The organism is Streptococcus sp. SO4 (genome assembly GCF_030440055.1).
Taxonomy (GTDB): Bacteria; Bacillota; Bacilli; order Lactobacillales; family Streptococcaceae; genus Streptococcus; species Streptococcus nidrosiense.
The window spans coordinates 101,888-114,641 of the sequence record NZ_JAQFJI010000006.1; the positions used below are offsets into that span (position 1 = coordinate 101,888).

The 12,754-nt window shown below is 37.3% G+C and carries 9 protein-coding genes; 3 read left to right on the forward strand and 6 right to left on the reverse strand.

What is annotated here, in order from left to right:
- Nucleotides 1–13 precede the first annotated feature (13 nt).
- From addA to PCY08_RS05130, 3 genes are all read right to left on the reverse strand, one after another.
- Nucleotides 14–3,655 (reverse strand): helicase-exonuclease AddAB subunit AddA, encoded by a 3,642-nt coding sequence (gene addA / locus PCY08_RS05120; RefSeq protein ID WP_301559651.1) that lies wholly within the window; start codon nucleotides 3,653–3,655, stop codon nucleotides 14–16.
- Nucleotides 3,652–6,903 carry an ATP-dependent nuclease subunit B gene (rexB, locus tag PCY08_RS05125; RefSeq protein ID WP_301559652.1) on the reverse strand — a complete coding sequence of 1,084 codons (3,252 nt, stop codon included), beginning with the start codon at nucleotides 6,901–6,903 and terminating at the stop codon, nucleotides 3,652–3,654. Before rexB ends, addA begins: the two co-directional genes overlap by 4 nt.
- 130 nt (nucleotides 6,904–7,033) lie before the next feature.
- Complete coding sequence (locus PCY08_RS05130; protein ID WP_301559653.1) at nucleotides 7,034–7,705, reverse strand: CPBP family intramembrane glutamic endopeptidase; 672 nt, start codon at nucleotides 7,703–7,705, stop codon at nucleotides 7,034–7,036.
- Nucleotides 7,706–7,884: 179 nt separating this feature from the next.
- Between PCY08_RS05130 and PCY08_RS05135 the strand changes: the two genes are divergently transcribed.
- The 3 genes from PCY08_RS05135 to PCY08_RS05145 all read left to right on the forward strand — a co-directional run bounded on the left by PCY08_RS05135 (nucleotide 7,885) and on the right by PCY08_RS05145 (nucleotide 10,641).
- Nucleotides 7,885–8,694 (forward strand): Cof-type HAD-IIB family hydrolase, encoded by an 810-nt coding sequence (locus PCY08_RS05135; protein WP_301559654.1) that lies wholly within the window; start codon nucleotides 7,885–7,887, stop codon nucleotides 8,692–8,694.
- Nucleotides 8,695–8,963: 269 nt separating this feature from the next.
- Nucleotides 8,964–9,872, forward strand: a complete 909-nt coding sequence (locus PCY08_RS05140) for an ATP-binding cassette domain-containing protein (RefSeq protein ID WP_301559655.1) — start codon at nucleotides 8,964–8,966, stop codon at nucleotides 9,870–9,872.
- A gap of 10 nt (nucleotides 9,873–9,882) precedes the next feature.
- Complete coding sequence (locus PCY08_RS05145; protein WP_301559656.1) at nucleotides 9,883–10,641, forward strand: ABC transporter permease; 759 nt, start codon at nucleotides 9,883–9,885, stop codon at nucleotides 10,639–10,641.
- Nucleotides 10,642–10,680: 39 nt separating this feature from the next.
- On the opposite strand, the gene PCY08_RS05150 is transcribed toward PCY08_RS05145, so the two are convergent.
- The 3 genes from PCY08_RS05150 to PCY08_RS05160 all read right to left on the reverse strand — a co-directional run bounded on the left by PCY08_RS05150 (nucleotide 10,681) and on the right by PCY08_RS05160 (nucleotide 12,623).
- Nucleotides 10,681–11,559, reverse strand: a complete 879-nt coding sequence (locus tag PCY08_RS05150) for a sensor histidine kinase KdpD (RefSeq protein ID WP_301559657.1) — start codon at nucleotides 11,557–11,559, stop codon at nucleotides 10,681–10,683.
- Complete coding sequence (locus PCY08_RS05155) at nucleotides 11,556–12,257, reverse strand: response regulator transcription factor (RefSeq protein ID WP_301559658.1); 702 nt, start codon at nucleotides 12,255–12,257, stop codon at nucleotides 11,556–11,558. Before PCY08_RS05155 ends, PCY08_RS05150 begins: the two co-directional genes overlap by 4 nt.
- Nucleotides 12,258–12,362: 105 nt before the next feature.
- Nucleotides 12,363–12,623: a SemiSWEET family transporter gene (locus PCY08_RS05160; protein ID WP_045614887.1), complete on the reverse strand. Its 261-nt coding sequence runs from the start codon at nucleotides 12,621–12,623 to the stop codon at nucleotides 12,363–12,365.
- Between the last annotated feature and the right edge of the window lie 131 nt (nucleotides 12,624–12,754).

The following is a 12,754-nucleotide window of genomic DNA, read 5'->3' on the forward strand; positions in this document are numbered from 1 at the left end:
GTCTCCTTTCTTTTTAAAGTTTAACGACTTCTACTTGGTCTTTACCAAGTAGAATCAAATATTTTTCAACGGTTTCTATCTGATATGAACGAGATAGAGCCTCTGCATAGAGGTCTAATTGACCACGATAACGTTCAATAAGCTGACTAGCATGCTCATAACGGTCTGTCTTGTAGTCAAAGAGAGCAATCTTATCATCGTAGAGGAGATAACCATCTAAGATTCCACGGACAACAAAGTTTTCTTGACTTTTTTCGTCTCTTTTTAACATTGAGAAAGGTTGTTCTCGATAGAGTTTATCTTGATTTGCAAGAATCTCTTGACCGAGAGCTGTATCAAAGAAGGATAAAATTTTTCCTAGATTGATTTTGGATTTGACATCCGAGCTTACTTGAACTTGCTCCAAGGCCTCTGTTAAAGTCTCTAAAGTGGGTTTCTTAGCTAGATTAATTCTCTGCATGAGTTCATGGGTAGCACTACCAATTTCAGCACCAGTAACTTTCTTAGTTTTAGAGAAATCAGGAAGGTTGAATTGAACAGTGCTTTCTTTTAGTTGACTTTGACCAGCTACTACTACACCTTCCATATCCATGACAGGTTCATAGAATTTTTTAAGCTGACTAGGGGTTTGTACACTTGGAAGATTGATTGCTGCACGGTGGATTTGGTTATAGACTTCCACTTCTTTTAGCATTTCCAACGCATCTTTGATGGTTTCTGACTGTCGATTGTCTGCTTGGGATTGGTCTTGGAGCTGGCTTTTATTTTCCAATTCTCCGATAGCTTCTTTGGTTAAAGATTCTTCACCCTCAAAGCGCACAGTGAAGTGTAAATCCTCCTTAGAAAATGCTTGATAAATGGCCCAAATCCAATCTTGGAAATTACTAGCATCTAGTCTAGTTTCTCGAGTCAAAAGACCTTTTCCATTTGTCGGATATTCTTTTGCTTTTAATTTTTCACGAGATCCTTTTCCAACTAAATATAATTTTTTCTCAGCTCGCGTCATAGCCACATAAAGCAAACGCATGAGTTCAGAATAACTCGCTAACTGAAGTTCTTCTTCGTTTTGCGTATAGGTCAAGCTAGGGATAGATAATTTAATCGTAGATGGAACGTATTCCTCTTTGGCATCTGTAGCAACTCTAGCAACATACTTGAGACCAAGGCCATTTCTTCGACTTAAGATGACCTCAGACATGGAATCTTGCTTGTTGAATTGCTGATCAATGTTAAGGATAAAGACATAAGGAAACTCAAGGCCCTTACTTTTATGAATACTCATAAGTTCTACAGCATCCTTAGGTGGTGCCACAGCGACATTGGCAAGATCATGCTGGGCTTCCAAGACTTGGTCAATCATTCCAATAAAGCGAGATAATCCCTTGAAATTACTCTTTTCAAACTGATCTGCTCTTAAAGCAAGGGCATAGAGATTTGCCTGTCTAGCTTGACCATTTGGCAAAGCACCAACATAGTCATAGTAAAAGCGGTCGCTATAGATTTTCCAAATGAGATCATAAAGTGAGTGCGTTTTAGAATACAAGCGCCAAGCCTGGACGGTTTCCATGAAAAAGCTTAGTTTCTTTTGTAATTCAGCTTTGATTAAATCCTTTTGAAGACCAATTTTCTTCTGAGCATTGACTAGTTTCTCATAAAAGTTTTCTTGAACCTTATCCTCGGATTTTTGGAGAGCTAGACGAGCTAATTCATCCTCATCAAAGCCAAACATCGGAGACTTCATTAAAGCTACTAAAGCAAAGTCTTGAAGAGGGTTGTGGATAACACGAAGAGTATCCAACATAACCTGCACTTCTAGGGATTGCAAATAGTTTGATTGTGCGCCATCTGTCTTGACTGGAATACCATATTCTGACAATGCTAGTAGAACCTGATCATTGCGACTTCTGCTGGCAGTTAAGAGTGCAATATCCTTGAAAGGGACACCTTTATCATTGTGGAGATGCAGTATCTCCTTAAGCACCATGCGCATTTCACCAGTTAATTTGTTGGTTGCAAGTTCCTCATCATCAGAATCGCTATCATCCTTATCATATAAGAGAACTTCTGCCTTGTTTTCAGGATTTATTTGAATATCAGTATTTCCAAAAACAAGTTGATGCATACCGTCATAAGATATCTCTCCTACTTCCTCGTCCATGAGATGTTTAAAGACATCATTCGTAGCATCTAGAACCTCTGAACTACTACGGAAATTTTCTTTAAGTAGAATTAATTGACCTTCTTCACTTTCCTGAGCAAATCTATGAAATTTTTCGTTGAAGATCTGTGGGTCGGCCTGTCTAAAACGATAAATAGACTGCTTAATATCTCCTACCATAAAACGATTATGGCCGTTTGAGAGGAGTTCCAGCATTCTCTCCTGGATGTGGTTGGTATCCTGATATTCATCGACCATAACTTCGTGGAAGCGTTCCTGATATTCTTGTCGAACATGAGGGAAGTTTTCTAATATCTCAATGGTATAGTGGCTAATATCAGCAAATTCGAAGGCATTCTCTTCGCGTTTTCGTTGTCGATAGGCATCAACAAAATCCCTCATGAATACTTGGAAAGTCTTTGCCAAGTCCCAGGAATCTTGATGATAATCTTCTTGGAATTTTAGTAAAGTTATTTGATCATTGAGTGCAATCAACTTTTCAATTTTTGCTTTTCTCTCTTGGTTGTAAGTTTCTTTCAAGTCTTGCAGTTCGGCCTTACGACTAGCATTTGTAAGAGCACGACCTCCCTTATCCTTAGAGATACTAACAACTCGGTCTAAAACATCTTGATATTGATTAAAAGTTGATTCATTGGTTAAAGCTCCGATTTCATCAAGTACTTGTTGAACAGACTCTAAGTAAGTCGCCTTACCGAATTCCTTGGCATCATTATCCAGATGATAACGGAAAAAGCTTTCTAAATCCCAAAGTCTTTCTTTTATATCCTCTGCAAGGATTTCTTTAGCAACTGTAAAATCAGCCTTTTCAAAGCCTTTTAGAAAGGAATTTTCTAGCCAAGCCTGAGGATTGCTGGTAGATTGCAAAAAGTCATAAATCATGTAGACCTGTTTACGAAATCCACGTGCATCCTTGCTTTTACCTGCAAAGTTCTTGACCAGCTGACTAAACTTGACTTGTTCTTTACCTTGGTAGTGACTTTCAAAAACTTGACGAAACACTTCGTTTTTTAAGATAAGTTGCTCACTTTCATTCTCAAGAATCCGAAAATTTGGGGCGAGGTCAATCAGATAACCATGTTTAGCCAGGAACTTCTGAGTAAAAGAGTCCATAGTTCCAATGGCAGCGTTTGGTAAATCAGCTAATTGTCTTCCAAGATGTTTTTTTAGCTCCAAATCTTGAGTCTCTTGGATTTGTTGGCTGATTTTCTTCTCCAAGCGTTCTTTTAACTCGGTTGCTGCCTTTACCGTAAAGGTTGAGATAAAGAGTTGGCGAATTTCTACACCACGCGCTAGTTGATCAAGAATTCGTTCAGCCATGACAAAAGTTTTTCCCGAACCAGCTGAAGCTGAAACCAAAATATTTTGACCAGAGCTATAAATAGCTTGAATTTGTTCAGCTGTTTTCTTTGGTTTCTTGTTAGACTGAGCTTCTGCTACTTGCAAGGCTGCAATCTCTTCTTGGGATAAAAATTTCATCGCTCCAACTCCTCTCTTATTTTATTAAACCATGTTTCCTTATCATTGCTCTTTGCGACCTTATCTAATAATCTAGCCTGACCCAGATGGTAATTGGCTTCAAAACCTGTAATAGCTTGATATTGTTGAACATAAGGTGCAATGCTTCTACCGTTTTCTGTATAGGGATTGATCGCAAATTCACCAGATAAAATCTTCTCTGCTGCTTTCTTATAAATAAGGGCGTTATAGTCCAGCAGTAACTGGAATTCCTCATCAGACAACTGATAAGTCTTATTTTTATTGTAAAACTCTCCTAGGTTTTTTATCTCTTTTTCGAGAAATAACCCTTGATATTTCATACTCTTAGTCGTTTCTGCTAAAGCCTTTGAAAGAGTTTTAACAGTTTGTAAGGACTGAACTGGCTCAGCCATCTCTAAATACATAGCACCAAAGAAATCGGTATTTCCTTCTTTCTTAAGAGCAGCTAGATAGGTTGGTAATTGTGAATTAAGGCCGTTATAGAAGAGAGGAAACTTAAACTGAGTTAGAGAAGATTTGTAATCGACAACACCAATAGCTTCACTTGTCTTTAAGCGATCTATACGGTCAACTTTACCACGGACATAGACATTTCTGCCATTATCTAACTGAACAAAAGCTTGTTCCTTACCACCAAATACTGCCTCTTCCTGAATGGTTTCAATTTCAGAATTGTGACGCAGAATGTGTCCAGTTGCACGAGCAACATCCAAAAGAACTTCCTTGATTAATTGGGCTTCCAAACTTTCTTGATAAATGGCTTGAAATTCTCGCTCTTGACTGGTTTCAGAGATTGCTTGTTCTAAACGACGATCAAAAGGTGTATCAACAGGAAGTTTCATAGCTCGTTCAAAAATACGATGCAAGAAATTTCCATGACTTCGTGCATCAGGTCGTAGACGCAATTCTTCCTGTAAGCCTAAGACATATCGAAGGTAATAGCTGTATTCATTACGATAAAACTCTGTTAATCCAGAAGTTGATAGATAGAAATCCTGACCTTGAGGATACAAGGCATCTAAAGTATCTGCTGCTAAAGTCTTACTTCGTGGACTTGTAGGCAGAACTGGATTATCCAGACCTTTACCCTCCAACTTTTTACCCATAACACGGGCTAAAACTTTGACAAAGGTTAAGTCTTGCTCACTTGTTTCCATCTCACCTTGCTGATGATAGGCAACCAGACTAGACAAAAGACTGTGATAAGAACCGATATCATCCTTTGTTAGGTTTTTTCGGTCAATTCTCTTTTCAATCTTGGTAAAACCAAAGTCTTGTAATTCTTTCAGATAAACTGACTCTTTACTCTCATTTTCATTGAGTAAACTTGGTGCTGATAAGACTAATTGCTTCCTAGCAGAGTTGACCAACGAAAGCATAGTATAGCGATTCTTCTTGAGGTTTTCTTGACTTGCAATCAGTAATTGAGAACCTTCTTGAGTCATTTGATTCAAGGATTCTCTTTCTTCATCGCTCAACAAACTGGTATTTTGAGCAATTTTGGGCAAGTGATCTTGAGTTAAGCCAAGTGCATAGATGTAATCAGATGTCAAGGGTGCAATCAAATCATAATTCTGCACTAAGACAGTATCTACTGTTGCTGGGATTGTACGATAATTGGACAAGCTCATGCCTGAATGAAGAAGAGCCAAGAAATCATCCAAAGTGACCTGAGAACCTTCAAACACGGTAGCAAATTGCTCCATTATGTGGCAAAATGCTTTCCAGACCTCCTCTTGTCTTTCTTGCTCTGCTGCTTCCATCGTTGCAGATAAGGTTTGTAACTGCTTGGTCAAATGAGCATCTTTCAAAAAGTTGTTCCATTTTGAAAGAAGATTCTCAGCTTTTTGCTTACGACTAGATAATAAACTTTCTAGTGGATTTAGAACACGAACACGAAGCTTATTTAATTTTTCTAAATCAAATTTCCCATGATGATTTTTTGTGAATTCTTGTTTAAAACTAGAAAGACCATCAATACCTAGATAACGAAGATATTGTTCAAAGCTATCAATTTCCTCTTGGTTAAGGTCAGTATACAAGCCAGTGCGTAAGAGATTAATCAAATCTTCTTGACGGAAATTGTATCGTTTCAAACGCCCGATGGATTCTACGAATTGAGTTAGAGGATGATGAGCCATAGACTCACTCTTGCCCAAATAAAAAGGAATCTGATATTGATTAAAGATTGTCTGCAAGGAAAGACTATAGGACTCTACATCTCCTAGTAGGATACGAAAATTCTTATAGCTAAGTTCTGGCTCTTGGTGCAATTTCTGGCGAATACTACGAGCAACTAACTCTAGTTCATCTTTTTGGGTTAGACAGGACCAAATTTGCAAATCTTCTCTATCCTTATCATCCACTTCTAAGCTAATTTCAGAATAATCATAAGCACTTTCGAGTAGTTTTGAGGCTTTAGCAAAGGCATCAAGATTTCCGTGTTCTTGACATGCATTTTCTACCTTGGTCTGATATTTAAAAGCTAAATGGCGTAGAAACTCAACACTAGCTTGGTAGAGGTTCCCTTCAGTAAACGGACTTGTATAAGCTTTTTTAGTCGCATAAGCCCCGATAACAATTTCAACACCCTTACGATAAAGTAGATCCACTAGGTGTTCTTCTTCTGCAGAAAATCGGGTAAAACCATCAATGACTAGGGCAATCTGGCTAAAATCACTACTTACTTTATTCTCTTCAATAGCATCAATCAGATACGATAATTGACTTCCTTGCGAAACTTGACCTTGATTCAGATAAGCTGTTACTTTTTCAAAAATCAAGAGTAAATCAGAACGTTTATCAGCGTCAGATAGACTTTCTAAATCCAAAAAACTCATCTTAGCAGTTGTCATTTCATGGTAAATCTCAATCAATTGCTGGATGAATTGCGGATCTTGCTTAATAGCCCCATAAACACGCAAATCCTTAGCCTCTATCTCTGATAGACACTTATAAAAAGCCATACCAAGACCAATATCATCGAGACTTGACTTCGCGGGTATATCGTTTAAAACCAGATAACGAGCCATTTGAGCAAAGCGCGTGACTGTGATCGCAAAAGAAGCCTGCTGACTCAAGCACTCCAGCACGGCACGTTCCTTTTCAAAAGAAAGAGAGTTCGGGGCGATATAAAAGACTCGTTTACCTTGGGCAACAAGTCCTTGAGCCTCCTTGGTTAGGATTTCTGTCAAAGAAGTCCGAATATCGGTATAAAGTAGTTTCATCTCTGCCTCGTCTGTTTTTTCATTACCTTTCATTATACCATTTTTTGACTGCTAATCCTATAAATAGAGAGTTCTTAAACTACTGATAAAAAGTAAAATACCGAAAATTTCCGGCATTGATTGATAAGCACTAGCTTCCTGAAAATAGATTTACCCATAATTCCCAAAATGCTGTAATGTTAATCATGATATGGAGTAAAATGGGATAATAGAGAGAGTGAGTTTTTCGGTAGAGCAATGCTAAAATCGTTCCTCCACTTGCATAGGTGAAAAAGGCGAGTGGTGTTAAACCTGAACTGACATGCACATAGCCAAAGATACAGGCTGATAGTAAAACATCTCCATACCAAGGTGAATCTTTCAAAAATGTATTCATCAGAACTCCTCGATATACCAATTCTTCTGTAATTGGTCCTAGCAGACAAACAATAAGTAAAAGATAAGGTAACTCTTGTCGCCCTGTCATCTCAGTCAATTCATTTAAAGCGATTTGATTGGACGTTGCTGGGGTTAAAAAGGACAATGCAATATCTAAAAGATAATTGACACCATAAGCAAGAAGCAAATAAACTAGATATCTCCATTTCCACTTCAACTCAAGCATTTTTCTACCTTCGAATACTAGTAAATATAGCATAGCTAGAAGAATAACGATAAACTCTAAAAAAGCAAGAATTTGAAAAAATTCTCGACTAGCATCTACAAATCTAGCTGTAAAGTGATTAAAAATCCACCAAAACCATGTCTTCCTATAAATGATTACCAATAAGGCTAGTAAAATCTGTACTACTCTTTTTTTCATGCCAAGTCCTCTGCTTTTTTATCCATTATCAGTATATTGCAAGTTTAGTATAGCATATATTTGCCAAAAAGCTTCTTCAAATCATGAATTGTAATTGAAACGTCCTAAATTGACATAGTAATCCTTATTTCATCCAAAATATGCTATAATATAGACAAAATACGCGAAAAGGAAATACTATGATTAAATTACTTGCTCTTGATATGGATGGAACTCTACTCAACGAAGCCAAGGAAATCCCTCAGGCTCATATTGATGCCATTCATAAGGCTATCGACAAAGGAGTTAAACTGGTTCTTTGTACTGGTCGTCCTCTCTTTGGAGTTCTTCCCTACTATAAGAAACTAGGACTAGATTTGCAGAATGAATACGTCATCGTCAACAATGGTTGTTCTACCCACCAAACTAGTGACTGGGACCTTGTTGACTGGAGAGAACTTAGCAAATCAGACATTGAATACCTGAATGAACTTGCAGAAAAAAGTGATGTTCAATTGACTCTCTTTGACGAGGAACACTACTTCGTTCTCGGAGGCGAACCAAATCCTATCGTAAAATACGATGCGACACTCGTCTTTTCTGACCTGACTGAAATTTCACTAGAGGAAGCTACCAGTGGTAAATATCGCATGTTCCAGGGTATGTTCTTAGGTACAAAAGAACAAACAGATGATTTTGAACAACGATTTGCTGATGAACTTTGTCAGAGATTTAGCGGAGTTCGTTCACAACCAGTGATCTACGAAGCCATGCCACTTGGCACAACCAAAGCTTCTGCTCTTTCTCGTTTGGCTGAGATTTTAGATATCAAACCTTCTGAAATCATGGCAATGGGTGATGCCAATAACGACATTGAGATGTTAGAATTTGCAGGGCTTGGGATTGCCATGGGAAATGCTAGCGACTATGTCAAATCTCTCGCGGATGCCGTAACTGCTAGCAATGAAGAAGATGGTGTTGCACGCGCCATTGAGAAATATATTTTGTAGAAAATGAGCCCAGTCAACTAGCATTTCTAGCCAACTGGGCTTTTATTTTTTTTAAATTTAAAAACTTTAGAAACACTTTAGAAATGCTTGACGATTCTTTGATATCTATGCTTTATACTAGAGTTATAAAAATAAAACATCTTATACTCTTCGAAAATCAAATTCAAACCACGTCAGCTTCGCCTTGCCGTACTCAAGTACAGCCTGCGGCTCGCTTCCTAGTTTGCTCTTTGATTTTCATTGAGTATTAAAGGTTAAAGGAGAAAACTATGAAAACAGTCCTCGAAATCCATGGCTTGTCCAAACAATTTGGCAAACAACCTATTCTACAAGATCTTAATCTCTCAGTAAAAGAAGGAGATATCTATGGACTTATCGGAAAAAATGGTGCTGGTAAAACAACTCTGATTAAAATCATTACCCAATTATTATCTGCTGACCATGGAACTATTTCCCTCTTTTCCAGTCAAAGTTATAAGGAATGCACAAAAGCCCTATCTCGAGTAGGTTCAGTCATTGAATCTCCAGTAGCTCATAATCATTTAACGGCCTATCAAAATCTTAAATATTATTGTACTATTCGACATATCCCAAATTCTGATCAAGTCATTCAGGAAACGTTAAAGTATGTAGGGTTAACAGATACAGGTAGAAAAGTTTTTCGAGATTTCTCTCTTGGGATGAAACAACGTCTAGGCATTGCTATTGCTCTCCTATCAAAACCAGACTTTCTCATCCTTGATGAACCCATCAATGGTCTCGACCCAATCGGTATCAAAGAGTTTCGTCAAATGATTCAACGTCTGAATCAAGAGAAAGGAATGACCATTCTCATCTCTAGTCATATCTTGTCAGAACTTTATCTTGTTGCCAATCGCTTTGGAATTCTGGACCAAGGAAAAATCATTCGAGAAATCAGTAAGACCGAATTTGAGACACTCAATGAAGACTATATCGTCCTAAAAACAATAGAAAAAGAAAAAGCTAGTCAAATCTTAAAAGACAAAGTGCGTCTTGAATTTAAAGTTGTTAATTCAGATAATGAGATTCATATTTTTAGTCATGAACAAGATGTCAAACGAATTCTCAAAGAACTTACTCTAGCAGATGTCGCTGTTGATGAGATTTACTATGCTCGTCAAAATCTTGAAGAATTCTTCACACAATTAGTAAAATAGGAGGAAGATCATGATTCATACAATTCAAGCAGACTTTTACCGTCTTTTCCGTTCCAAAGGTTTTTGGATTACAGAGATTGTTCTCTTTGCACTCATGTTAATGGGAGCTACTATTGGGGCTACAGGACATCTAATGTCAGTTGATACAACGCCCCCAGAATCAGAAATTCCAACCCAAGGTTGGAATGGTGTGCAAGCCCTGATTAACGCATCTAGTCAAGGTTCAAACCTCGTTTTTCTCTGTATTATCCTTGCTTGCCTCGTTCTGGGAGTTGACCTTATCGGAAAACTCTATAAAAACAGTTTGACAGTGGGGGTTTCTCGTACAGAATTCTTCCTAGCCAAATCTGTTGTATTAGCCAGTATCGCTCTAATGCAAATTCTTATTAGCCTAGTTATTGCTTTCGTACCAGCAACTATCCTAAACGGGGTAGGAACGATGCCAGAAGGATTTATTGGCAATCTCCTTCTAACGATTGGTCTTCAATTTCTCTGCCTTCTTGCTTGGCTTTCCATTATTTCTTTCATTCTCTATGTGACGCATTCTTATCTGGCTGTTTTTATCGGGTATTTAATCAGTTCTATCTTGCTTTCAACGCCGATGCTTATCTTTCCAGATATCGAAATTTTACGCTATTTATCCTTAAATGTTGCCTATGCCATGACTGCCTATAGTCAGGCTGTTCTATACACCATTATCGTTACAGTAACTGTTATTCTATTCTTTACCATTAGTGGACTTGCTGTTTTCAAAAAGAAAAGCTTATAAAAATGACCTCCTCTGTTCAAAAAGAGGAGGTTCCTTGTTTTAAAAGAGTATCTTAACTGTAAACCAGGCACCGTCTGTACTTAGTTGTAGTTCTGCTCCAAGGAGATGGGATAGTTCTTCAGTAATATAAAGACCTAAACCAGAGGATTCTTCTGTATCTGAGAGATTTTCAGAGTAAAATCGCTGACTGAGATTTTCAATTTTGCGAATGGGTTGTTTGACCAGATTTGAAATTTCCAAACAAATGTGATTGTCCACTTCCTTCAAAGAAAATCTCGCTTCATCCTTACCATGTTTTAAAACATTGCCAATGAGATTTTGCAACATACGGTCTAATAAATCCGAATCTGTCAGTAAATACAAACCAGGTTCTACTTGCAAATCAAGGTCAATCTTTGCCGTTTGAAAAGAATCATAATAGGTCAGCAATTTTTGCGTCATAAATGTCGAGACTTCTAACTCAGATAAGTTAGGTTTAACTGCTCCTTCCATTAACCGACGATAGTCCAAAAGAGCCTCTAAACGTTTTGAAACTTGATTGAGATGATGGGAAATTTTTTTCAAACTCTCAGACTCAGGATTTTCTGTTTTAAGCAATTGCTGAGTATAACCCGATGCAATCGTTAAGGGCGTTCGAATATCATGTGCAATATTGCTAATAGCCATGTCTAAAGTCTGCTTTTCACGTTTCATAATCAAGCGTGACTGCTCAACTTCTTGAAAGAGATGATTGATTTGCTGGTAAAGATGTAAAAAATCCTTGGAGAAAGTTGACACTCCGATTCTCTTCATACTTCCAGTCAGAATCTTATCTTCAATCTGTTGGCTCAAGTTAACGAGTGCTAGATGATAGCGAATCAACCATATCGTCAATAGGATAATGACCAGCACTATCAAAGATAGTAAAATATAAATCATCGCTCATCTCCTTTTAACCGAACACCAACTCCCCAGATAGTTTCAATATACTCTTGCTCTGGATCCAGTTGGCCTAATTTTTTACGGAGATTACTTAAATGAGTGTTGAGAGTATTATCGCCTGGTAAATAAGTATCCTCCCAGACCAATTCATAGAGTTCTTCTTTCGTAAAAATTTTCTTAGGATGTCCCAGTAAGGTTTGGAGTATCAAACATTCTTTCTTAGCTAGGCGAATAGTTTCCTGGCTATTTTTGATTTCAAAACTATCTGCATCAAATTGAATATTTTTTAACTGTTGAATCAACTTGTCAGCATTTTCGATTTCAGCTGCTTGCTTGTCACTATTTTGACGTAATTGTACCGTAACTCTCGCAAAAACTTCATCCAAATCAAAAGGCTTCACAATATAATCATTAGCACCATCTAAGAGATATTGACTGATGAGCTTTTTATCGCTTAGGGCAGTTAGCATGATGACAGGAACTGAGCTATCTTTTCTAACGGCTTTTAAAACTTGATCGCCATTTTTTCCCGGAAGCATAATATCTAGCAAGATTAGATCAATGCCACCTTGTTCAAATCGAATCATTCCTTCAGTACCAGAAAAAGCTTGAATCACCTCGTGTTCCTTAGAAAGAAGAGTTTTCAAAATTTCTTGAATCTCATTATTATCTTCAATGATAAGTATTCTAGCCATAAACACCAACCTTTCTAATAGTATTATATCATGTTTTTTTAGGAATTTAGGATAAAGAAAAACTCTCCCTCATAACTAGATACGAAGAAGAGTTTACTTTATGTTTTAGAATAAAGCTGTCAATGCGGTAATAATTCCAAAAACAATACCTGGTGCATTGGCTGCTGCCAAAGGAATATCACGTTCTTTTTTAAAGAGTCCGTAATATACCCAAAGACTGCAGTTAATTGCAGCTACTGCTGGTTGGATAAAGTTTCCTTTTTGACCCGCAAGGTTATTCATAATTTGAGGAATATATGAGATATACATCATAACAGACATAAAGGTTGCAATCCAACCTAATGTTTTCATTTGTTTTTCACTCATTTTCTTCTCCTTTCAAAAACATTTTCAATTATACACTATTTTTTAGATAGTGAAGTTTAAAAAGCTATTTGTTAAAAACTTGTAAACTATCACAATCTTGTGATAAGAGCATCAAAAAAATTCCCCCTTGC